This is a genomic window from Fontisubflavum oceani (assembly GCF_030407165.1).
Lineage (GTDB): Bacteria > Pseudomonadota > Alphaproteobacteria > Rhodobacterales > Rhodobacteraceae > Rhodophyticola > Rhodophyticola oceani.
Map to the genome: position 1 here is coordinate 1,226,684 of NZ_CP129111.1, position 21,838 is coordinate 1,248,521.

Annotated in this window: 24 protein-coding genes and 3 pseudogenes; 17 read left to right on the forward strand and 10 right to left on the reverse strand. The window is 59.2% G+C overall.

All coding sequences use genetic code 11. The annotated features are described in order from the left end of the window. Nucleotides 1-50: 50 nt before the first annotated feature. The 7 genes and pseudogenes from QTA57_RS06235 to mutM all read right to left on the reverse strand — a co-directional run bounded on the left by QTA57_RS06235 (nucleotide 51) and on the right by mutM (nucleotide 7,402). Nucleotides 51-677 (reverse strand): LysE family translocator, encoded by a 627-nt coding sequence (locus QTA57_RS06235; RefSeq protein WP_290154142.1) that lies wholly within the window; start codon nucleotides 675-677, stop codon nucleotides 51-53. Beyond that, the gene (recF, locus tag QTA57_RS06240; protein ID WP_290154143.1) at nucleotides 674-1,780 is read right to left on the reverse strand and encodes a DNA replication/repair protein RecF; all 1,107 of its coding nucleotides are present in this window, start codon (nucleotides 1,778-1,780) and stop codon (nucleotides 674-676) included. Before recF ends, QTA57_RS06235 begins: the two co-directional genes overlap by 4 nt. 100 nt (nucleotides 1,781-1,880) lie before the next feature. Next, nucleotides 1,881-2,998: pseudogene (gene dnaN / locus QTA57_RS06245) on the reverse strand (DNA polymerase III subunit beta). A gap of 133 nt (nucleotides 2,999-3,131) precedes the next feature. Beyond that, a complete protein-coding gene (dnaA, locus tag QTA57_RS06250) occupies nucleotides 3,132-4,523 on the reverse strand; it encodes a chromosomal replication initiator protein DnaA (RefSeq protein WP_290154144.1) in 1,392 nt (463 codons plus the stop codon). 688 nt (nucleotides 4,524-5,211) lie between these two features. Next, entirely contained in the window at nucleotides 5,212-5,478 is a 267-nt protein-coding gene (rpsT, locus tag QTA57_RS06255) for a 30S ribosomal protein S20 (protein ID WP_145214431.1), read from the reverse strand. Between the two features lie 217 nt (nucleotides 5,479-5,695). Then, a complete protein-coding gene (locus tag QTA57_RS06260; protein ID WP_171560172.1) occupies nucleotides 5,696-6,472 on the reverse strand; it encodes an enoyl-CoA hydratase in 777 nt (258 codons plus the stop codon). Between the two features lie 67 nt (nucleotides 6,473-6,539). Further along, nucleotides 6,540-7,402, reverse strand: a pseudogene (mutM, locus tag QTA57_RS06265) (bifunctional DNA-formamidopyrimidine glycosylase/DNA-(apurinic or apyrimidinic site) lyase). A gap of 90 nt (nucleotides 7,403-7,492) precedes the next feature. Here mutM and ubiE point away from each other — a divergent pair. Both ubiE and ubiB read left to right on the forward strand, forming a co-directional pair. Then, a complete protein-coding gene (gene ubiE / locus QTA57_RS06270) occupies nucleotides 7,493-8,245 on the forward strand; it encodes a bifunctional demethylmenaquinone methyltransferase/2-methoxy-6-polyprenyl-1,4-benzoquinol methylase UbiE (RefSeq protein ID WP_290154145.1) in 753 nt (250 codons plus the stop codon). Next, nucleotides 8,246-9,775 carry a 2-polyprenylphenol 6-hydroxylase gene (ubiB, locus tag QTA57_RS06275; RefSeq protein WP_290154146.1) on the forward strand — a complete coding sequence of 510 codons (1,530 nt, stop codon included), beginning with the start codon at nucleotides 8,246-8,248 and terminating at the stop codon, nucleotides 9,773-9,775. Between the two features lie 5 nt (nucleotides 9,776-9,780). Here ubiB and QTA57_RS06280 read toward each other — a convergent pair whose 3' ends face one another. Together QTA57_RS06280 and fliK are read right to left on the reverse strand one after the other, a co-directional pair. Continuing rightward, nucleotides 9,781-10,449 carry a flagellar hook capping FlgD N-terminal domain-containing protein gene (locus QTA57_RS06280; RefSeq protein WP_290154147.1) on the reverse strand — a complete coding sequence of 223 codons (669 nt, stop codon included), beginning with the start codon at nucleotides 10,447-10,449 and terminating at the stop codon, nucleotides 9,781-9,783. Between the two features lie 15 nt (nucleotides 10,450-10,464). Further along, a complete protein-coding gene (fliK, locus tag QTA57_RS06285) occupies nucleotides 10,465-11,004 on the reverse strand; it encodes a flagellar hook-length control protein FliK (RefSeq protein ID WP_290154148.1) in 540 nt (179 codons plus the stop codon). A 1,135-nt stretch (nucleotides 11,005-12,139) separates the two neighbouring features. Between fliK and QTA57_RS06290 the strand changes: the two genes are divergently transcribed. The 7 genes from QTA57_RS06290 (at nucleotide 12,140) to QTA57_RS06320 (ending at nucleotide 16,234) form a co-directional block, all read left to right on the forward strand. After that, nucleotides 12,140-12,454 (forward strand): rod-binding protein, encoded by a 315-nt coding sequence (locus QTA57_RS06290; RefSeq protein WP_290154149.1) that lies wholly within the window; start codon nucleotides 12,140-12,142, stop codon nucleotides 12,452-12,454. Then, nucleotides 12,451-12,798 (forward strand): hypothetical protein, encoded by a 348-nt coding sequence (locus QTA57_RS06295; protein ID WP_171560186.1) that lies wholly within the window; start codon nucleotides 12,451-12,453, stop codon nucleotides 12,796-12,798. The genes QTA57_RS06290 and QTA57_RS06295 overlap by 4 nt, the downstream gene beginning before the upstream one ends. 221 nt (nucleotides 12,799-13,019) lie before the next feature. Continuing rightward, the gene (locus QTA57_RS06300) at nucleotides 13,020-14,114 is read left to right on the forward strand and encodes a flagellin N-terminal helical domain-containing protein (protein ID WP_290154150.1); all 1,095 of its coding nucleotides are present in this window, start codon (nucleotides 13,020-13,022) and stop codon (nucleotides 14,112-14,114) included. 44 nt (nucleotides 14,115-14,158) lie between these two features. Then, nucleotides 14,159-14,584 (forward strand): flagellin, encoded by a 426-nt coding sequence (locus QTA57_RS06305; protein WP_330696762.1) that lies wholly within the window; start codon nucleotides 14,159-14,161, stop codon nucleotides 14,582-14,584. 149 nt (nucleotides 14,585-14,733) lie between these two features. Further along, a complete protein-coding gene (gene flaF, locus QTA57_RS06310; protein ID WP_290154151.1) occupies nucleotides 14,734-15,039 on the forward strand; it encodes a flagellar biosynthesis regulator FlaF in 306 nt (101 codons plus the stop codon). After that, nucleotides 15,036-15,440, forward strand: a complete 405-nt coding sequence (flbT, locus tag QTA57_RS06315) for a flagellar biosynthesis repressor FlbT (protein WP_290154152.1) — start codon at nucleotides 15,036-15,038, stop codon at nucleotides 15,438-15,440. The genes flaF and flbT overlap by 4 nt, the downstream gene beginning before the upstream one ends. After that, nucleotides 15,437-16,234, forward strand: coding sequence for a DUF1217 domain-containing protein (locus QTA57_RS06320; protein WP_290154153.1), 798 nt, complete (start codon nucleotides 15,437-15,439; stop codon nucleotides 16,232-16,234). The genes flbT and QTA57_RS06320 overlap by 4 nt, the downstream gene beginning before the upstream one ends. Nucleotides 16,235-16,362: 128 nt before the next feature. Here the strand turns inward: QTA57_RS06320 and QTA57_RS06325 are convergent, their stop codons facing one another. Then, nucleotides 16,363-17,679 carry a FliI/YscN family ATPase gene (locus QTA57_RS06325; RefSeq protein ID WP_290154154.1) on the reverse strand — a complete coding sequence of 439 codons (1,317 nt, stop codon included), beginning with the start codon at nucleotides 17,677-17,679 and terminating at the stop codon, nucleotides 16,363-16,365. Nucleotides 17,680-17,768: 89 nt separating this feature from the next. On the opposite strand from QTA57_RS06325, the gene QTA57_RS06330 reads away from it, so the two are divergent. From QTA57_RS06330 to flgH, 8 genes and pseudogenes are all read left to right on the forward strand, one after another. Beyond that, nucleotides 17,769-18,122 carry a FlgB family protein gene (locus QTA57_RS06330; RefSeq protein WP_171560192.1) on the forward strand — a complete coding sequence of 118 codons (354 nt, stop codon included), beginning with the start codon at nucleotides 17,769-17,771 and terminating at the stop codon, nucleotides 18,120-18,122. 18 nt (nucleotides 18,123-18,140) lie between these two features. Then, complete coding sequence (gene flgC, locus QTA57_RS06335) at nucleotides 18,141-18,530, forward strand: flagellar basal body rod protein FlgC (RefSeq protein WP_290154155.1); 390 nt, start codon at nucleotides 18,141-18,143, stop codon at nucleotides 18,528-18,530. 17 nt (nucleotides 18,531-18,547) lie between these two features. Further along, nucleotides 18,548-18,850, forward strand: a complete 303-nt coding sequence (gene fliE, locus QTA57_RS06340; RefSeq protein WP_145214476.1) for a flagellar hook-basal body complex protein FliE — start codon at nucleotides 18,548-18,550, stop codon at nucleotides 18,848-18,850. After that, nucleotides 18,850-19,116: a flagellar biosynthetic protein FliQ gene (locus QTA57_RS06345; protein WP_407933501.1), complete on the forward strand. Its 267-nt coding sequence runs from the start codon at nucleotides 18,850-18,852 to the stop codon at nucleotides 19,114-19,116. The genes fliE and QTA57_RS06345 overlap by 1 nt, the downstream gene beginning before the upstream one ends. Further along, nucleotides 19,116-19,839: pseudogene (locus tag QTA57_RS06350) on the forward strand (flagellar hook-basal body complex protein). Before QTA57_RS06345 ends, QTA57_RS06350 begins: the two are co-directional and overlap by 1 nt. Nucleotides 19,840-19,861: 22 nt before the next feature. Continuing rightward, nucleotides 19,862-20,647, forward strand: coding sequence for a flagellar basal-body rod protein FlgG (gene flgG / locus QTA57_RS06355; RefSeq protein ID WP_290154156.1), 786 nt, complete (start codon nucleotides 19,862-19,864; stop codon nucleotides 20,645-20,647). Nucleotide 20,648: 1 nt separating this feature from the next. Beyond that, nucleotides 20,649-21,077, forward strand: a complete 429-nt coding sequence (gene flgA, locus QTA57_RS06360) for a flagellar basal body P-ring formation chaperone FlgA (RefSeq protein ID WP_290154157.1) — start codon at nucleotides 20,649-20,651, stop codon at nucleotides 21,075-21,077. Between the two features lie 11 nt (nucleotides 21,078-21,088). Beyond that, nucleotides 21,089-21,835, forward strand: a complete 747-nt coding sequence (gene flgH, locus QTA57_RS06365; RefSeq protein ID WP_290154158.1) for a flagellar basal body L-ring protein FlgH — start codon at nucleotides 21,089-21,091, stop codon at nucleotides 21,833-21,835. The last annotated feature ends 3 nt before the right edge of the window (nucleotides 21,836-21,838 follow it).

Genomic DNA, 21,838 nt, shown 5'->3' on the forward strand with positions numbered 1-21,838 from the left:
CCAGATTTATAGGGTTTTTCGGGGGGGATGTCACGGGTGTGACACCATATTTAGGGGGTCGCGATGGCGATTACCACAGCGACAAGGATCAGCAGAAGGCCCGCAACCTGGTTGGTCCGCTTTAAGGCATGCGGCGAGGCGATCAACAGCCGCGCCCGATCCACAAAAGCCGCGAAGCCGAAATTGCCGATTAAAGGTACGATCATCGAGATGAGGGCGATCAAGAGAATGTCGGTCGCCGTGATCTCGGTCAGATCAAAGAAGCCGGGCAACATCCCCATATAGAATAGGATCGCTTTCGGGTTGGCGAGGATCGCCGCCAGGCCCGCAACAAACCCAGCCCACTGACCCGGGCGATTTAGGCGCGTGTCGGCATCGATGCGTTTGTCGGCGTGGCGAAGCAGCATCAGACCCATGCCCGCAAAGACCAGCACGGCAAGCCAGCGTAGCGCGTCCATCACCCAATCATAGGTGCCGACGATCCATGCCAGGCCCAAGATCGCCAGAAGCGACCAAACGACGTCGCCAATCGCGACGCCGAGCATCAGCGGAACGGCCCCGCGGATGCCATGGCCCAGTGTCCGGGCGGTGAGCGCCAACCAGACCGGCCCGGGTGTCAGGAAGAGGACGAAGAGCGCCCCGGCGTAGAGCGCGACTTGGGCCGCCGTGAGTGTCATGGGGTGACCTCGGCGACGGTTGAGCGGCCTCCGGTTTCCGTAACCGAGAAATGCTGCGCGCGGTCGCCAAGCTCGGCAAAGAGCTCTGGGCCCGTCCCGGTCATCCAAGCTTGTGTTTCAAGCGCGCAGATCTCATCGAACAGGGCCGCCCGGCGCGCGGCGTCGAGATGGGCGGCGACCTCATCCAGCAGGACAAGCGGGGCGGTGCCGGTATCGGCCTTCAGCGCGCGGGCATTGGCGAGGATGAGAGAAATCAGAAGGGCCTTTTGTTCGCCGGTCGAGCATTGCTGCGCCGGGGCGCGTTTTGCGGCATAGATGGCTGCGATGTCGCTCCGATGCGGCCCGATCAGCGTGCGGCCCGCCGCAAGATCACGCGACCGATTGGCGGCGAAGCTTGTGGCAAAATCGGCGGGGGCGTGCAGCGCTTCTCCGCTCTCGGCCTCAATTAAGGTCAGATCAGCGGCAGGGAACGCAGTCTCTGCCCCGTCTTGCGCCTCGGCGATCCGGGCGAGCGCCGCATGGCGGTTTTGGGTGATTTTGGCGGCGGCATCTGCCATCTGCGTTTCGATGGCGTCATACCAATGCGCATCCCGAACCATGTCTTTCAGGAGCCTGTTCCGCTCCCGCATCGCTTTGTCATAGGCCAAGACGGCCTCGGCATGGTTCGGCGTGAAACTCATCGTCATCCGGTCAAAAAACCGGCGCCGACCCTCCGCGCCTTCAATCCAGAGCCGGTCTTGCGATGGTACCAGCCAGACCATGCGCAGAATGCGGGCCAGCGCCGTTTGCGGCGCGGGTTTGCCGTCAATGCACAAGCTGCGACTGTGTCCCGGCTCGGCCCCGGTCTCAAGCTCATGAGACAGATCCCCGGCGATCTCGGCCTTGATCTTCCAGCCGAGCGCTTCGGGTTTGCGGGCGATGTCATCGGCGCTGGCGCGTCGGAGACCCCGGCCGGGTGAAAGAAGCGACACCGCCTCTAAGATGTTTGTTTTGCCCGCGCCATTAGGACCAAAAAAAGCGACCGGGCGGCCATCAAGCGCGAGATCGGCGCGCTGATGCGAGCGGAAATGCGACAAGATGAGATGGTCTAGAAAGGCCTTCATGCGAGCATCCGGTTTGCGCGGGAGACCGTTTTCTTGGAAGAAAACGGTTCGGAAAACATCTGTTTTCCGCCTCGGAATTTTTGAAAATTCCGGGTCCCTGTCACACGCGCATCGGCATGACGACATAGACAGCGGACGTGTCGCCGCCCTCTTGCATCAGGGTCGGATCACCGGCCGAGTTGAACAAGAACACGGCGTTTTCCCGATCTACCTGGCTGGCGATCTCCAGCAGGTATTTGGCATTGAACCCGATCTCCAACCGCTCATCACCATAGGCCACGGCCAGTTCTTCCTCGGCATTGCCGCTATCGGGCGCATTCACGGACAACACCAGGCGGTCCTCATCCAACTGCAGTTTCACGGCCCGCGAGCGCTCCGACGACACAGTGGCAACCCGATCCACGGCCTTTGCGAAGTCGCTCGCATCCACTTCCAGCTTGCGGGTGTTCCCGGTCGGGATGACGCGGGAGTAGTCCGGGAACGTGCCGTCGATCACCTTTGAGGTCAGGGTAATCTCGGGCGTCGCAAAGCGAATCTTGTCTCCGAGACCGAGACGGCTATCTCCGCCTCGTCATCTTCCAGAAGCTTGCGCAACTCACCCACGGTTTTGCGCGGCACGATGACGCCGGGCATCGTCTCCGCCCCGCCAGGGAGCGTTGCGTCGACGCGCGCCAAACGGTGCCCGTCGGTTGCGACGGCACGAAGGACCTTGCCATCTTCGGCATCGGCGACATGGAAATAGACACCGTTCAGGTAATACCGGGTTTCTTCGGTGGAGATTGCGAATTTCGACTTGTCAAACAGCCGACGCAGAACGGGCGCTTTGGCTGAGAAATTGGCCGAATACTCGGACGAGGTCATTACTGGAAAGTCTTCCTTGGGCAAAGTCGCCAAAGAGAAATTCGAGCGGCCAGCCTCAACGGCCAAACGGCCCGAGGCGCCATCATCGGAGAGCTGGACCAATGCGCCATCCGGCAGTTTCCGAACGATCTCATGCAAGGTGACGGCGTTGACCGTTGTGGCGCCTGCGCGTTCCACTTGCGCGGCGACCTTGTCGACCACTTCGATATCCAGATCGGTTGCCCGAAACGAGACCTCGGCCCCGTCCGCCTCGATCAGCACATTGGCGAGGATCGGAATGGTATTCCGACGCTCCACAACAGATTGCGCTTGGCTCACCGCGCTCAGCAATGTGGCGCGTTCGATCGAGATTTTCATGCCCAGGCTCCGACAGATAGCGGGGCGGAGAGCGTAGCCGCTCCGCCCGGAGGCTCAAGTGTTTTGTTGAAGTGTCGCGGATCGGGCCGCCGCGTCAATGGCTTTCGGCCCGATTTCTCACGACATGAGGCAGTTAAGCCTCCAGCATCCGCCGCAGAAGCTCGGCATCCTCGGCGATCTGACTGTCGACGGCCATGAGCTCTTCGATTTTGCGAACGCCGTGCAGGATCGTGGTGTGATCGCGACGGCCCAGTTTCCGGCCGATCTCGGGCAGCGAGCGGGTCGTCAGCGTCTTGCAAAGATACATCGCCATCTGCCGGGGGCGCGCATTGTTCCGGGCCCGGCTGGGGCCGAGCAGGTCGGCTTGCCGGATATGGTAATGCTCGCAGACTTTCTTGATGATCTCATCCATCGTCACCTTGCGGTCGGTGGCACGCAGGATGTCTGACAAACATTCCTGGGTCAGATCCATGGTGATCTCGGAGCCAATCAAATCGGCAAAGGCAAAGAGCCGGGTCAGCGCGCCTTCAAGCACGCGGACATTGGTCGAGATGCGATGGGCGACAAATTCCAACACGCCGGGCGCGATTTGCAGGTTCGGATAGCGCTCGCGATAGGCCTCGGCCTTGGTCTGCAAGATACCCAAACGCAACTCGTAATCGGTCGGATGCAAATCGACTACCAGGCCGCAGGCCAGGCGCGAGGCGATCCGGTTGTCGAGGTCTTCCATATCGACGGGCGCGCGGTCACCGGAGATGACGATTTGCTTGCCCATTTCGATCAAGGCATTGAATGTGTGGAAGAATTCTTCTTGTGTCGAGTTCTTGCCGGAGATGAACTGGACATCATCCACCATCAGCACATCGACCGAGCGGAACATTTCCTTGAAACCCATGGTGTCCTTCTCGCGCAGCGCGCGGACGAAGCGATACATGAACTGTTCGGCGGAGAGGTAGAGAATGCGCAGCTGTGGCTGCCGGGTGCGCAACTCCCAAGCGATGGCATGCATCAGGTGGGTCTTCCCGAGGCCGACCCCGCCATAGAGAAACAGCGGGTTGAACGAGACCGGGCCGCCTTCGGCCACGCGGCGCGCGGCCGCATGGGCCAGTTCGTTGGGCTTGCCCACGACGAAGGCATCGAAGGTGAAGTTCGGGTTAAGCGAGGCGTTTGGCAGACCGTTGTTTTCGGTTGGCGCCGCGCCATTGAGCGCGTGTCCATTGGGAGCTTTCTCAGACGGGTCTGCATTTGGGGCGGTGTTGGCGTTACCAGCGGTGGCGCCGGCGGCGGGGTCCACATCGAATTCTATCCGATCGGCCCCAATGCCGGCGGAGATCAAATGACGAAGGATCACATCGCCAAAATTCTGTGAGACCCAAGAGCCGATGAACTTTGCTGGCACGAGAAATCGCACTGTGCCGTCTTCAAAACTGTCAAAAATAATCGGTTCGATCCAAGCTGAAAAATTATTCTTCCCAATGGACTTCATCAATTCGCTGCGGACATGTCCCCAAGTCTCATTCGTCATTTTGTACCCGTCGTTCTTTTTATCTCGGATCGCTGCCAAGCCAATCCTCAGGCCTCCCAAACGGTCGGCCACGGTTATGAGTTCACGTGTGACAAGATCGACCTGAGTGCTCAACGGCGGCATTGATGTAAAACACATCATGCCCAGCCACCGGAGAGGCGAAGGACGCGGCCGACCCGAAAAGGCGCCAGCCAAGCGCCACAGCGTTGCTATCTGACCCATCCTTGGTTTGCCCAAGGTTAGCGTCAAAACAGCACCACCTAGACGCGGTGCGGGTATTGAGACATTTCTGGCGCGCTATCGGGAAAGCATGATCGCTTCCCATGTCGCACGGCGACATATCAGACCAACCGACAAGTGCCCGTTCGGTTGCTGTCTTCATGTCGATGGTGGTGACCCCGTCGGTGAGTTTAACGCTCACCCATGTATCATTTGGCCGTAGCTTTTTGATACACGAACCGCGGTCCGTGCCCATCCGTTCTGTCCCCCCAGACAATCTGAATCACTGGGGTAAGCTAGCGGGACTCACGCGCGTCTCGCAACATCTCTTCGTTCTTGACTCTGTCCATTCCAGCAATCGAATCTCGGTGGGGGAATTTAGCCCTTTGATCCGGCGTCATATTTTTGAAACAAAAAAAAGCGCCCCAGTTGGAGCGCCTTTAAAATAAGGAAGTATTGAGACCGCCGCTTAGGCACCCAGGGCTTTCACACGGGCAGAAAGGCGCGACATTTTTCGAGCAACGGTGTTCTTGTGCAACACCCCTTTGGTGACGCCGCGCATCAGTTCGGGCTGAGCTTCGCGCAGCGCCGATTGGGCTGCCGCTTGGTCACCGGAGGCGATGGCTTCTTCGACTTTGCGGAGATAGGTGCGGATGCGCGAACGGCGGGCTTTGTTGATGGCGAAACGGCGCTCGTTCTGACGGGCGCGTTTCTTGGCTTGAGGCGAATTTGCCATGTCGGTTTCCCTTCGGATGGGTCTGTTCAAATATCGAGCGCATTGCGAGACCGCACCCCGGGTTTTGCGAACCGGGCAAATCTGGCCAAAGCGGGCCTCACGCGCATGTATCGGCGCCGTTTAAGGGATTCGGGCCGGGAAGGAAAGCCCCTTTGGCGCGGCGACCCTGTCTCCTAATGCAGAGCCGATTTCCTCTAGGGCTCCCGACGGCGGTCGCTCATTTGTCGCGGAACTGCGCCTCGCGTTTTTCGAGGAACGCGGCCATGCCCTCTTTCTGGTCTTCGGTGGCAAAGAGCGCGTGAAACAGGCGGCGTTCAAAGAGCAGCCCTTCGCGGAGCGTCGTCTCATAGCTGCGGTTCACCGCTTCTTTCACCGCCATCGCCGTCAATGCGGATTTCTCGGCAATTTTCGCCGCCGCGCCCATCGCCTCTTCCATCAGTTTCTTGGCCGGCACGACGCGGGAGACGAGGCCGGAGCGTTCGGCCTCCTCGGCTGTCATGAAGCGCCCGGTCAGATGCATATCCATCGATTTCGATTTGCCGACGAACCGGGTCAGGCGCTGCGTCCCGCCAATCCCGGCAACCACGCCGAGATTGATCTCTGGCTGACCGAACTTCGCCGTATCCGCCGCGATGATGAAGTCGCACATCATCGCCAACTCGCAGCCGCCGCCAAGCGCATAGCCCGCCACGGCGGCGATAATCGGTTTGCGGCATTTCAGGAGTTGCTCAACATCTTCGCCGAAGAGATCGCTGGTGAAGGCTTCGACAAATGTCTTCTCCGACATCTCTTTGATATCGGCGCCGGCGGCAAAGGCCTTGTCGGACCCGGTCAGCACGACCACCCGCACCTTATCATTCTGTTCTGCCGCTTTCAGAGCTTTCGACAATTCGCCCAGCACTTGGCTGTTCAGCGCGTTCATTGCGTCGGGGCGGTTTAGTTTGATCAGTGCGATATGGTCTTCGATCTCGACGATCAGGGTCTCGTAAGCCATGTGGGGGCGGGCCCTCGATTGTTGAACTTCAGGCCGTAGGGTTAGCAGTCTGACCCGGGGGTTCAAGCTATCTTTGGCATGACGCGCAGTAAAAGCTGGATCGGCCCGATTGCACAATTCGGCGGATTTCCCCCTGACATCCGGGGGTTGGGCAGGGTGCGCCTTCGCGGTCATAGACCCGAAAACTATGTTGAAAATAGCCTAGTTCTCCGTCGGCTTGCCGGTAATCGCGCAGCGAAGAGCCTCCTGCCTCAATCGCCTCGGCAATCACATCGCGGATAACCGGCACCAATTTGGCGATGCGGTGCCGCGAGAGATTCCCGGCCAGCCGCTTGGGGGAGATCCGGCCCGGTGCAGCGCTTCGCAGACATAGATATTGCCAAGCCCCGCGATGATCCGCTGATCCAGAAGCGCTGTCTTCATCGGGGTTCTGCGTCCGGCCAGGCGGTCCGCGAGATAGCTTTCATTAAACGCATTGCTCAACGGCTCCGGCCCAAGATTGGCAATCAGCCAATGATCGTCCACATGCGCCGTCGGGGTCAGATCCATCGCGCCAAACCGCCGCGCATCGTTGAACGTGACCCGCGCGCCGGTCTCCATATCGATCACCACGTGGTCGTGTTTCTCCGGGGCCGGATGCACGTGGTGGAACTGCCCCGGCATATCGCGGCCAGCCACGCCGGAGATCAGCATCCGCCCCGACATGCCCAGATGGATGATCAGTGTCTCTGCGGTATCAAGATCAGCCAGGATATATTTCGACCGCCGTCGGAGCGCGATCACCGTCGCGTCGGTCAGCCGGGTGCCCATATTCTCCGGCAGGGGCCAGCGCAGATCGGGCCGTCGCGCCTCTGCCTTGGCGATCCTGACGCCCTCCATGACGGGGGCCAACCCGCGACGCACTGTCTCGACCTCTGGAAGTTCTGGCAAAGCGGGCTTTCCTTGTCATAGCAGGGCGGTGTATCCGCGTGGACGCGGCCTTCTCTTTGAAGGACACCAAGACCAGGAGGGCAAGAGCCCATGAGCGAGAAAGACACCCGCACCACCCATTTCGGTTTTCAAACCGTGGGCGAAAAGGACAAGGCGGGCATGGTCCACGGTGTCTTCACCAATGTCGCCTCGCGCTATGATGTAATGAATGATGTCATGTCGGTTGGCATCCACCGGGTCTGGAAAGACGCGATGATGGATTGGCTGGCCCCGCGCGATGGCCAGGCCTTGCTGGATGTGGCCGGCGGCACGGGCGATATCGCGTTTCGGTTTCTGAAACGGGCGCCTGGAGCCGGGGCAACCGTGCTGGATATGACGGAATCGATGCTGGTCGAGGGGCAGAAACGTGCCGAGGCGGCCCATCTGGCCGAAAAGCTGAACTGGGTTGTCGGCGATGCGATGGCCCTCCCCTTCGAGGCCAACACCTTCGACGTCTATACGATCAGTTTTGGGATTCGGAATGTCACGCGCATTCCCGATGCTTTGTCCGAGGCGTTCCGGGTGCTGAAACCCGGCGGGCGGCTGATGGTGTTGGAGTTCAGCCAACTGCCGAATGACGGGCTACAGAAGCTCTATGATCTCTACTCGTTCAACGTGATCCCACGCATGGGGCAAGCGATCGCCAATGATCGGGAGAGCTATCAATATCTCGTCGAATCGATCCGCAAATTTCCGGAACAAGAGGTGTTTGCCGAGATGATCCGCACCGCCGGGTTTGAGCAGGTGAAATACCGCAATCTCAGCATGGGCATCGCCGCGCTGCATTCGGGGTGGAAGCTCTAGGTGCGCGGTCCTCACAATATTTGGCGGGTGATCCGCACGGGCGCGACGTTTGAGAGAACCGGCGCGATGCGCGTAGCACTGGAAGCGATGGATGCGCCGCGCAGTTTGCGGATCGCGGCGCGGATCTTGGGCTGGCCATTCAAATGGCTGGGGCTGAAAGGCGACATCAATCTGCCGCCGGTGACCCGGGCGCTTACCGCGCTGGGGCCGGCCTATATCAAATTCGGTCAGATCCTCTCAACACGGCCCGATGTGGTGGGTGGTGATCTGGCGACGCAACTTCGCGTGTTGCAGGACAAGCTGCCGCCCTTTCCGACCGAGCGCGCCAAGCGGGTCGTCGCCTCCGAGTTAGAAATGCCGGTTGAGGTGCTGTTCTCCGAGTTCTCCGACCCTGTTGCGGCGGCTTCGATCGCCCAGGTGCATCGGGCGAGATTGGCCGAAACGGGGCAGGAGGTGGCCGTCAAAGTGCTTCGCCCGAATATCGAGCGGGCGTTCCGCAAGGATATCGATGCATTCTACCTGATTGCGTGGTTGGTCGAGACGCTCTCGCCCGCCTCTCGGCGCTTGCGGCCCAACGATGTGGTGGCGCATTTCGAGGGCGTCGTGCTGCGCGAGCTGGACCTGCGGATCGAGGCGGCGGCGGCCGGCGAATTTGCCGCCAATACGGCCAAGGACGAAGGGTTTCATGTGCCCTCGGTCGAATGGTTCTTGTGTTCGCGGCAGGTGATGACGCTGGGTTGGGCCAACGGCATCCCTTATGGCGAAGCCGAGGAGGTGATCGCGGCCGGGCATGACAACAAGGCCATTGCGGCGCGTACCTTGCAGATGTTCCTGACCCATGCCCTGCGGGACGGGTTTTTCCATGCGGATATGCATCAGGGGAACCTGAAAGTCGGGCCGACCGGTGAGATCGTCGCGCTCGATTTCGGGATTATGGGGCGGTTGGATGAGTACACCCGCCGGGTCTATGCCGAAATCTTGATGGGATTCATCCGCAAGGATTATCGACGCGTTGCGGAGGTGCATTTCGAGGCCGGGTATGTCCCTGCCGACCGGGATATTGACGAGTTCGCCCAAGCCTTGCGTTCGGTTGGGGAGCCGATTTTCGGTATGGATGCCAGCCGGATTTCGATGGCGCGATTGCTGGCCTATCTCTTCGATGTCACCGAACAATTCGGGATGGAGACCCGCACCGAGTTGATCTTGTTGCAGCGCACGATGGTGGTGGTCGAAGGTGTGGCGCGATCGCTGGATCCGAATATCAATATCTGGGATGTCGCCCGGCCTGTCGTCGAGGATTACATCACCCGGAACATCGGACCGAAAGCACTGCTCACCGATTTGTTCCGCACGGCGCGCGTTCTCTCCCGTTTTGGCCCGCGTCTGCCGCAACTGGCCGAAGCGGCCTTGATGGCGCAAAGCAATCCGAAACCTGAACCCGAGCCGTCACGCTGGCGCGACCGTGTTCTCTATGTGCTTCTCGGGCTGGCTATTGGTATCGGGCTGGCGATTCTGGCAACACAACTCTGACCTGATCACGGGTTGCGGATACCTTGGACCAGATCGGCGCGAATGCTGACGCCACCCGGCAGGTTGAGCCAGGTCTCGCCATCGCGGATCAAGGCTTCTTCAACACGGGCATAGACCTGAGCCGGGCGTTCTTCGAGCAATGTCTCTCCATCATAAGCCTCGGCGGTGAAGCTATAGACACCCTCAGGGAAAGGTTGACCATCGGCGTCGACACCTGCCCAGGCAAAGGGTTCTTCACTGATGGTAAGGTTAATCCGCTGCATCTCTTCGCCCGCTTCATTGCGAACCACGAGTTCCATGCGGTCGGCCAGATTGTGGGGAGGGGCGGCCATCGCGATCGGGGTGCCGGCAAAGGCCGCAGGCATCTCGGCGCGCGCATCCATCCCGACCCAACCGGCAAGTTGCCCCATGCTCATCAGGTTCATCCCAGACTGCAGCCCGCTCAGCAGTTCATTGGTGCGCACTTGTTGTTCGACACCCGAAAAGGTCGCGAGTTGAGTCGCGAAGTCCGTCGATTCCATCGGATTTAGCGGATCCTGGTTCTCCATCTGCGTGGTCAGCATGGTCAAAAAGGTCTGGAAATCCGCCGACACGATGGAATCGTCCGCTGTCGCGTCGTTTCGGTTGACCGGGGAGGTCTGGGCACGTTGTTGAGTCGATTGAATGGCGTCCATATAGAGGGCTCCTCTTTAGAGTCTCAGATCCAGGGCACCGTTATGCTGGCGCGCTTGTTTTTGGATCGAGGATGTTGGATCAGTGACGGTGCTCGGATCGTCCGTTGCCACTGTTTGGTGGTTTGATTGCGGCAGGTTGGGATTGTCTTCACCGCCCGAGAAACTGAATGCGGTGCCACCCAGCCCTGCGCGGCTGAATTCTTGCGACAGGAGATCCATATGGCGGCGCATGAGGTCGAGCGTTTCAGGGCGATCTGCGGTGATCGAGAGGGTGAGAGCCCCTTCCACAAGACTGAACACCATACGGACCCGGCCCAGTTCTGGCGGATCAAGGGCGATCTCGGTCGGCTGATCGCGAAGCGCCGAGTTTGATTGGGCCTGCATCGCGGCAGCCATCTGCGCGGCCGCGTTCTGAGCCATCGCGGGCGTTGCGACAGGTAGACCGACAACCTGTGCTTTCGCAGTCGCCGCGCCTGTGCCGAGTTGAGGCAGAAGTTCTGAGTCTGCGAAGGCTTTGTCTCCCATCAAGGGGTCGAGTTGTCCGGCACGTGTCACCAATCCTTCGCTTGGGGCTGCGCTCCAAGAGGAACGGCTTGCCGGAAGGTGATGGCCTGTCTGCCCGGCGTTGATGGTGGCGGCGGAATGTGCACGCAAAGCCGTCTGGGTTATATCCGTGGTCTGGCGTGGTGTCGGTGACTTTCCCTCGCGATATGTTTGCGACGATGATACCGCCTGCATTGTCGGAGGCCCTTTTGGTGACGTGGAGGCCTGAGCGCCTTGTGTCGCTGTCGACAGGGATTTCGACATCACCGCGGGCGATGGTTCGCCTTTCTGAGAGGATGGATTTTTGCGCGCCATCCCTTCGCCAGCAACCTGTTGCGCCCCGCCCCCGGGCGGCGATGCCGTCTTGCCGGGGTTACCAACAAGATGGTTCATCGCGCCTAGGGTGCTGGCTTTCGAGGTGGTGGCGCCATTGGGGGCGAGTTGCGCGGTGCTTTCAGACCTTGTCGCGTACGAGTTGGGCATTTCGAGCGACGGTTTCGTGGTTGATGTGGTGTTCTGTTTGAGATCACTTGGTGCCGCTGTGTCGTCTGCCGAGTTGGATCTGGTGAGAGGCACAGTTTGATTGGCTGCGTCCCGTTGTCCGGCTGAGTCGCCTGAGCTTCCCAGGACGGCGCCATGTTTTGTGGAAGCTGCCTTCGCGCCGGGCGGTGTTAGTGCGCTTTGAGGCTGGATCGCTTTCGACTGACCGAGCCCCCGACCAGGCTCATACCGACCGCCTCCTCCTTTTGCAGAGACTCCGCATCGTTGGAGAGTGTAGCGCCATCGGTTGCCACCGGCCCATCTTGCCCACCTTGTTCCTGAGGTGAGGTTTCAGCGATATCTCCCTGTTCGCTCGAACGGCTGCGCTCCACGAGGGTCGCGCGCGATTCATGCTGGTTTGAGGTCGGCTTTTGCGTCGACTCCAAGACGCGCAAGAACGCCTCCCCATTGGGGTTTGGACTGTTTAATGTCTCTGGGCCGGTCGCGCGCGTTTGGGCAGCGGGGCCAGCGGATATCTGCGAAGGATGCATGTTCTATGCGGTCCTATTTGGGTCATGTTGTGAGGATCATCGCGGTTCGGCCTTACCAATTCTTTACTCGGATCGGTCATCATGGTCCGGAAATACATCGAATTGATTGCATCCCCATGAGCACACCCGCCGTCCAGATCCCTTCCAGCCGCGTCGTCACGTTGTCGCCGTCTCTCCCATCCGAGCAGGAGGCGCAGTTGCGCCAAGCTGCCCAAGATCTGGAGGCGAGCTTTCTATCGGAAATGCTGAAACAAGCCCGGTTTGGAGAAACGCGTGGGGCGTTCGGAGGCGGGGCCGGAGAAGAGCAGTTTTCTTCCTTTTTGCGTATGGAGCATGCTCGTCAGATGGCGGCCGCCGGTGGGATCGGATTGGCCGAAAACCTCTTTCGATCGCTGGTTGCGCGCGCGCATGGGAATGGAGGAGGCCAATGAGTGTCGCGGATCATGTGAAGTCGGTGACCAAACACCTCGGACGTCAGGCTGATGACCTTCGTCGTGGTGATCTGGCGCATTTGGTTAAAATGGCTCCGGTCCTCACCCGTGCGATGGACACGCTGAGCCGCGCACCGGTCGAGAGCGGCGATGAAGAGCATTTGTTGAACCTTCGGCAAACGGCTGAACACAATACGCAGCTCATCGCGGCGGCGCTTCGTGGGATCAAGGCCGCGCGGGCCGTTTTGGAGCAAGCATCACCGGCCAGTTTCACAGGCTATGATGCACTTGGCCGCTCTTCCGAGATCGGGGCGACGCGCCCGCGCGTAGAGCGGCGCAGTTGAGATCGAACTCTTCGGCGTTTGCCTAAAATCCACAAGAAACAGCGCGATATATTAGGAGCTTATTAGCGCTTTGCCCGAATGGTTGTCCTGCACCAACCGGTGGCGTGATCTGGTCAATGACTGGATCGCATACGTCAGAAAGACGTTCCGCATTGCCCGCGAGGGCATTCGACAACCCCGGCGCAAAAAACGCGCCATGAACGCAAAAGGAAGGGCAAGATATGTCCAGTATTCTGACGAACAACAGTGCAATGGTTGCACTGCAAACGCTCAAAGCGGTTAACACAAATCTGCAAACGGTGCAGGGCGAGATCTCCACGGGTAAATCGGTTGCTTCGGCCAAAGATAACGCTGCGGTCTGGGCGATTTCCAAGGTGATGGAATCCGATGTGAAGGGGTTCCAAGCGATTTCGGACAGCTTGGGCTTGGGTGAATCCTCTGTGGCTTTGGCGCGGAACGCCGCCGAAAGTGTTACGGATCTGCTGATCGAGATTAAGGGTAAGATCGTTGACTCGCAGGAGGAAAACGTCGACCGCAACAAGATTCAAGACGACATTGACGCCCTGCGCGACCAGATCAACTCGGTCGTTGGTGCGGCACAGTTTAACGGCTTGAACCTGGTCTCCGGTACAGAGGATGTGAAGATTCTCTCATCGCTCGATCGCTCCGGTAGCAATACGGTCAACGCATCGAACATTACGATCAACCGACAGGATTTGGGCACTGCGGCCGGTACGAACGGCGTTGGTACAGGTGGGACCGATTTGTCCGGTCAAATCCTGGATGCCGCAAGCGGTTCGGCCTATGGTGGCGGCACTCTGTCGGCCAATGGCAACACGGCCGTGATCGAATTCGCGCAGACAACGGGTTGGGACGCCGGCGACGCGACGACCATCAACATAGCCGGTTTGAGCGTTACCTATACATCCGCAGCTGCAGACCAGACTGAGACCCAAGCGCGAGATGCGCTTTTGACCAGTTTGCAGGCCCTGGACCTTGAGGATGTCACCTTCACGTCGGGCGGTGCTGACCAGATCGTTGTTACGTCGACACGGTCCTTTGATAGCCTTGATATTGCCATCAGCGACTCTGTTACAGGTGGCGATGGTAACGCCTATATCCAAGAGATCAACGGTGTCGCAACCGGGAACACCACCACAGAAACGGGCACAGTCGAGCAACGGGCAGAGGAGATCTTCTTTGCGACCTCTGCTGTTGTTGCGGAAGGAAATAGCTACCAAGCTTCGGTTGGGGGGCAGCTTATTTCTATACCGCTGGCAAAGGCGAGACCTTTGAAGATGTTGCACGCGGCTTGAAAACAGCAATTGACAGCGCTGGTATAGCCGGAGTGTCGACACAGGTGGCGATCGATCCGGCCACTGGTCAGGCCAGTCTGAAAATCGACAATAGTGGCGCAGACTTGTCGCTTGCCACCGCAGGCATGGATGGCGGTACCGCATCGGGCGGCCTTTTCGGCCTTGGCGCGATTGACGTGACGACCACCGAAAGCTCGAACGCAGCTCTGGATAACATCGAAACGATGATCCAGACGTCGATCGATGCGGCGGCGGCCTTCGGCTCGACTCAAGGACGGATCGAAACCCAGTCGAACTTTGTGGGTCAGTTGATTGACTCCTTGAAGTCCGGGATCGGCACGCTGGTCGACGCGGATATGGAGGAAGCTTCGGCGCGATTGCAGGCTCTTCAGGTGCAGCAGCAGTTGGCGACGCAGTCGCTTTCGATTGCAAACCAGGCCCCACAGAGCATCTTGTCTCTCTTCCGGTAAGACAAACCCCGCCGGGGCCCGTGATGGGCCTCGGCAATCATTGACCTCATGACACTGTCGCCTCCGGAAAGGATTTCCTCGTGAACACATCTCATTTGGCCCATTCAGCATACGGTCAAACAACATCTCCGGTGCGCACTGACCGTGGGATGGAACATGCGATCTTTGAACAGATTAACGCGCGACTGACCCAAGCGTCCAAACCGGGGAGCTCAGTCAAAGAAAAAATCTCGGCGATCCACGACAACCGCCGATTATGGACGCTGTTGGCGTCCGATGTCGCCAGCGAAAACAATCTGTTGCCGCAAGCGCTGAGAGCCCAGATTTTCTTTTTATGTGAGTTCACATTGGCGCACAGCCGCAAGATTCTGAATGACGGCGTTTCGATTGCCCCTCTCATCGAAGTTAACACAGCGGTTATGCGGGGGTTGCGTGGCGAGGCTGGGTCGACATGAGCGGTCTTGTCTTGAAACTTAGCCCGAAAGAGCGCGTGTTGATCAATGGCGCAGTGATCGAGAACGGTGATCGGCGGTCGCGGCTGAGCATCGTAACTCCCAACGCACATATATTGAGGCTTCGGGATGCCATTCATCCTGACGAGGTGAATACACCGGTCCGACGCGTCTGCTACATCGCGCAGCTCGTGTTGTCAGGTGACACGGATTTTGAAGTCGCGAAGTTGCAGATACTCAGAGGTATGGAGCAGTTGAGCCAAGTCTTCACCGACCCTGACAGCCGGGCACAGTTGGCGATGGCGACAGATCATTTGGTCAACGGTCAGACATATCAGGCTTTGAAGTCCCTTCGTAGCTTGTTGCCACGGGAAGACCGCTATCTGGCGGCAAACCAGACATGACTTACCAACCGGTCATTCCGTCGTCCGGTTATTCTGGCTGGACGTTTCTGAACCGTACGATGGCGGAGCAGTCGGCGGCATTCTCCCAATCCCCGGCACTTGAGCGAGATATGGAGTACTTTCGCGAAAAAATTGGCCAGGTCAAAACTGCCGATGAGCTTGTGAAAGACTACCGGCTACTGCGTGTCGCGCTTGGGGCCTTTGGGCTACAAGAAGACATTCAGAACAAGGCTTTCATAAAACGTGTTCTCGAAGATGGTGTTGTGGCTGACGGCGCATTGGCGAACCGGCTAACTGACAAACGGTATCGGGCGTTTTCTGAAGCCTTTGGATTTGGCACAACCTTGCCACCGAAGACTGGATATCCGGGGTTTGCCAATAAGATATTGTCTGGGTTCGAACGGCAAGAGTTCGAGATCGCGGTCGGTGATCAGGACGCTGATATGCGGTTGGCCTTAACCGCTGCACGCGAGTTGCCCCAAATTGCGGCGCGCGGCCTATCGAATGATGCGGCTTGGTTGACCGTTTTGGGCAACCCGCCGCTACGGCGAGTCTTCGAAACCGCCTTTAGCCTACCGGCAAGCATTGGCGGCATCAGTTTGGATCAACAGCTCACAACATTTCGCGATCGTGCGGATCAGGTCTTGGGTAGCGCCGATCTGTCGCAATTCAGCGATCCAATTGTGACCGAAAACCTCGTTCAGACTTTTCTGAGCCGTGCGTTGATCGCGAATATTGGCGGGGTGAGTACGTCGGCCTCGATCGCGTTGACTCTGCTTCAAGGCGCCGGCTGAAATCGTTGAGCCTTCACGCCTCTTCGACCAAAAATGTCACTCTGTTCGGCAGTCGCAGGGTGTATTTGAGATGGCCCGCTTTCGGTTGTTACATCGACTGGGAAAGACCCGATGCGTAGTCGGTGTCCTTAAGTGGTGGTTTCTGGCTCAAGCAGTTTTTGCAGAGATGCGAAAGCTGTGATCGCGCCGCCAGGGCTTTCGGAGGCTAAGAAAGCATCCAGAGCTGGCCAAAGACGAACTGCCGTGTCGGTTACTGGATCATTCCCCTCGGCATAGAGCCCGGCTTGCAGCATCAGCTCGGTCTTATCATAGGCGCCCAAATACCGCCGTACCAATGCAATGAGGCGGTTCTCTTCTTCACTTGCGGCCGCGGGTAAGGACCGCGAGACTGATCGCAAGAGGTTGACCGCCGGATAACGGCCGCGTTCAGCGATCTTACGGTCCAGCACCACATGGCCATCCAAAACGCCTCGCATGACGTCAGCGACCGGTTCCTCCATGTCTGACCCAGCTACGAGGACCGACAGGATCGCCGTGATATCGCCCTGGCCGTGCGCGCCGGGGCCCGCGCGCTCACAAAGAGACATGACCTGCTGCGCCATGGAGGGCGGGAAGCCGCGCAGGCTGGCAGGTTCACCTGTCGCGGCCGCGACTTCGCGCTGCGCCTCCGCGAACCGTGTGATGGAATCGGCGAGCATTAAGACATGGGCCCCTTGGTCACGGAAGTATTCCGCAACCGTCATCATCGTCTGCGCTGCGCGCGCCCGCGTCAGTGCCGACCGATCCGATGTTGCCGCCACAACGACCGAACGGGCCAAGCCATCGGGGCCGAGCGTGTCTTCCAAAAAATCTCGCACCTCTCGACCCCGTTCACCAATTAACCCAATGACAACAACATCGGCCGTGACCCCCCGGGCCAGACGCGACAAAAGCTGGGATTTCCCCACGCCGGAACCCGCGAAAAGGCCAATGCGCTGCCCCTGCACAATTGGCAAAACTGTATCGAAAGCCGCGAGGCCAGTGTCTAATCGCCGACCCAATCCGCGGCGTTCCGTTGGCGGCGGTGGCGCGGCATAAAGCGGGCGGGATTTCGGGCCGGGAAACAAGGGTCGCCCGTCGATTGGTGCCCCATTTGGATCGACAACACGGCCGATCCAGTGTTTGCCGGGCGCGATTAGCCGTGGACCCAAATGTGTCGCCCGCGCGCCCAACCGCAAACCGGCCGCGCTCCCTTCCGCCATGACAAGGCATCCCGCCGGCTCAACTTTGACGACCTCCCCCTGCAGGCCGTCCTCCAATGTCACGACGTCACCCAAGGCCGCGACCCGATTCAAGCCGATCACCCGAAGGGCATTGGCCGAAACTTCGACGACCTGCCCGACGGAAAACGAGGGGCGGATTTGTTGGATGCGTGCGACCAGAGGGTCAAAAACGTCCTGCGGCATAAAATCTCCTGTCCAGGTGTGGCTGCACTTACCGTTTCTAAAGGAATCACAGTTAAGCCTTGGTGCATGTCCTCGAGGGAGAAACCCCGATGCTCGACAATATCGAGATCTTTGGCCTGGCTCAGGCCCGCGCGCGTCACGCAGCTGCCCGTCAAGCGGTGACGGCTACCAATGTGGCCAATGCCGATACGCCTGGTTATCGCGCGCAAGACATCGCCGCTTTTGAAAGGGTTTTCACCCGCGGCAGCGGCTCGGCGGCGGAGGCCGCCCGCGCCATGCAATTCACCACATTTGATGCCCGTGGCGCCGCGTCTCCCAATGGCAATACGGTGTCATTGGAGGCCGAGATGCTGCGCTCTGTCGAAGCTCAGCGCGCCCATAGCCGTGCACTTACTGTCTATCAATCTGCCCTGACCGTCCTTCGGACGTCTTTGGGTCGTTAGGAGTGATCGGAGAAACCGATGACCGACTTTAGCACTGCCCTCTCTGTCGCGGCCAGCGGTATGCGTAGCCAAACCCATCGCATCCAGCACCTGTCTGAGAATATCGCCAATGCGGACACGCCCGGCTACCGCCGCAAACTGACCAGTTTCGAGTTGGATCGTGGGGCGGGCACACCTGGTGTTGTCGCGCCGGGGCCGGTGCGGCTGGATCAAACCGCTCTGCCGCAAGTCTATGACCCAAGCCACCCGATGGCAGATCAGAGCGGTCACTATGAAGGATCTAATGTGGATCTGGTGATCGAGTTGGCCGACGCCCGCGAGGCGCAGCGCAGCTATGAGGCCAATTTGAGAATCTTCGACCAAGTTCGACAAATGTCGTCATCACTCAGCGACCTTCTGCGGCGCTAAGATAAAGGAATCTCGAGATGGATATTCGCAGTGCACTCGCGGCAAATGGCTATGGCTTGGCGCAAGAGGTGACTCGCCCGGCGCCTGGTCGAGCTCCGGTGCAAAATGATCCAGGCGAAGCGTTTTCCGAAGCGATCCGCAACTTCACGGAAACGGTGCGGAACGGGGAACAGACTGCTCATGCCGCGCTGACCACTGGGGCCGACCCGCATTCATTGGTCACCGCGCTCGCGCAGACCGAACTGGCCGTGCAAACCGCAGTGACTGTACGCGACCGCGTCGTCGAGGCGTATCAGGAGATATTGAGGATGCCGGTCTGATGGAGGACGTGGTCTTCTATGACACGTTACGCCAAGGTCTGTGGATCTCCGTCGTCATCTCGACTCCGATTCTCTTTGTTGCCCTGATGGCGGGCATCATTGTGGGTTTGTTTCAGGCGTTGACCTCGATCCAAGAACTGACCCTGACCTTCGTGCCCAAACTGGCGGCCATTGTCGCGGTCTTCTGGATCTCGATGGGGTTCATGACCGAAAGCCTCACCTCTTACTTCTCGGACCGTTTGGTCCCACTGATCGAGGCGATGTAATGGATAATGCAGTCTACGCCACACTGACCCGCCAGTCGGGGTTGCTGCGTGAAATGCAGACAGTGGCCAACAATATCGCGAATATCTCGACGACAGGCTTTCGCGGCGAAGGCGTGATTTTCGCGGAGCATGTGGCCGCGCTCGGCGCGGACCATGATAGCTTGTCTATGGCCGCCGCTGTTGGGCGGCACATCCGGATGGAGCAAGGGGCCCTTGCCCAGACCGGCGGCAGCTTGGACTTCGCGATAGAAGGCGATGGCTTCTTCTTGCTTCCAGACCGCCGATGGTGAAGCGCTCACCAGGGCGGGGCATTTTATGCCGAATGCCGAAGGGGAATTGGTGAATGCCGATGGCCAATTCCTGCTGGACGCTGGGGGTGCGCCGATTTTTATCCCTCCGGATGCACGGAGCATTGAATTGGCCAGCGATGGAACGCTCAGTGCTGATGGGCGACCGTTAACGGTTCTTGGTCTCTGGCAGCCGATTGATCCAAATGATCTTCGTCATCAGAATGGCGTGCAATTTGTGGCCGAAGGAGGGGTCGAACCTGCCCCGCCCGCCACACTCCTGCAGGGGTTTCTGGAGGAGAGCAACGTCAACCCGATCGCGCAGATGACCCGCATGATTGAGGTCCAGCGCTCTTACGAGTTGGGCCAGAGTTTTCTCGACAAGGAAGACGAACGGATGCGTGCCTTCCTGCGCACCGTTGGCGCACGGACATAAGCCAAGATAAGGAGCCGCTGAGATGAGAGCCCTGAACATCGCCGCAACCGGCATGAGCGCACAGCAAATGCGGGTAGAGGTGATCTCCAACAATCTCGCAAATATGAGCACCACGGGCTACAACGCCCGGCGTGCTGAATTCTCCGACCTGCATTACCAACAGATGACCCGCGCTGGCAGCATCAATGCCGCAGATGGGACCATCGTGCCGTCTGGTGTGCAGCTCGGATTGGGGGTGCGCGCCGCCGCTGTGTCGGTCAATCTCGCGCAAGGTAGCCTGTCGGAAACCGGCGGTGACCTCGACGTCGCGATTGAGGGGGCCGGATATCTTGAGGTCACTCTGCCGTCCGGTCTGCCTGCCTATACCCGCGATGGCGGCTTGCAGCGCACCGGCGATGGGTTGATCGTCAATGCAGAAGGATACCCGGTCGCGCCTGGCATCACGATCCCCGACGATGCGCGTAGCCTCTCGATCAATGGCGACGGCGAGATCTATGCTTATTTCTCCGACCGGGTCGAACCTGAATTCCTTGGTCAACTGAGTTTATCGGGCTTTTCCAATGAGCGCGGCTTGGAGGCGATCGGGTCCAACCTTTTCGTGGAAACGGCCGCGTCTGGTCCCGCGATTGTTGGACAGCCTGGGCAGGACGGGCTGGGGACTCTGCGCCAAGGATATCTCGAGGACAGTTCAGTCGATGCCGTGCGCGAGATCACGGACCTGATCGAAGCGCAGCGCGGATATGAGTTGAACGCCAAAGTGATCACTGCCGCGGATCAGATGCTCAGCGCTACAACGCAAATGCGCTAAAATGATCCGCTTCCTCCTGATCTTGGCTCTCCTCAGCTTGACTGGGCAGGCATGGTCCGAAACCCTGGTTGCCACCGGAACGATCCGCAGCCAGTCGGTGATTGGACCGTCTGATGTGGTGCTGATCGAAGGGCATGTTCCAGGCGCGCTCAGCGATCCGGCGATGGCAATCGGAATGGAAGCGCGGGTAAATCTCTATCCCGGTCGCCCGGTCCGCGCCGCCGATTTGCGGGCACCCGCGGTCGTTGACCGAAATGAAATCATTACGCTGCAATATCATCGAAATGGCCTGCTGATTGTGACCGAAGGCCGAGCACTCGAACGCGCCGGGGTCGGGGATCGGTTGCGGGTCATAAATCTGGCATCCCGCAATACCGTGACTGGCACGGTTCTATCGCCGGGGTTGGTCGGGGTCGGAGCGCTGCAATGAGGACGTCAAACATGTCGAAGCCACCTTTCCGTTTTGGTTTCTTGGGTGTCTTAGCTGTGGTCCTGGTCGTGTCGGGGTGCAGCAGGCTGCAAAATGTGGGGCAAGCGCCAGAACTCAGTTCGCCTATAAGCGGGAACGAGATCATGGCGATGACGTCTGCGCCGTTTCCCCGGGATACGGTTTCGGTCGATTTGCGTGATTCTGCGTCTTTGTGGAATGCAGGTCGGCAGTCTCTTTTGGGCGACCGTCGGGCAGAAAATCGCGGCGATATTGTCACCGTTGTCATTGAGATCGATGAAAGCGCCGAGATATCCAACAGCACGGCACGTTCCCGGAGCGGGTCCGAGCGGCTTTCACTCCCGTCCCTTTTCGGGATTCCGCAGCGGATCGACGAGGCACTGCCGGACGGCGCCAACATGGCCGAGGCCGTCGATGCCACGTCGTCCAGCAGTTCCGCTGGTGATGGTTCTGTACGCCGGAATGAGGAGCTTACTTTGCGGATAGCCGCGACTGTCACGGGGGTGCTTCAAAACGGCGTTCTACGGATCGAAGGGTCTCAAGAAGTCAGAGTGAATTTCGAGATCCGCGAGCTTTTGATTTCGGGCTTTGTTCGGCCAGAAGATATCTCACGGCAAAACGAGATCACCTATGACAAGATCGCGGCGGCGCGCATTTCCTATGGTGGACGGGGGCAAATCACGGATGTCCAGCAGCCCCGCTATGGTCAGCAGATCGCAGATATTCTTCTTCCGTTCTGAGAT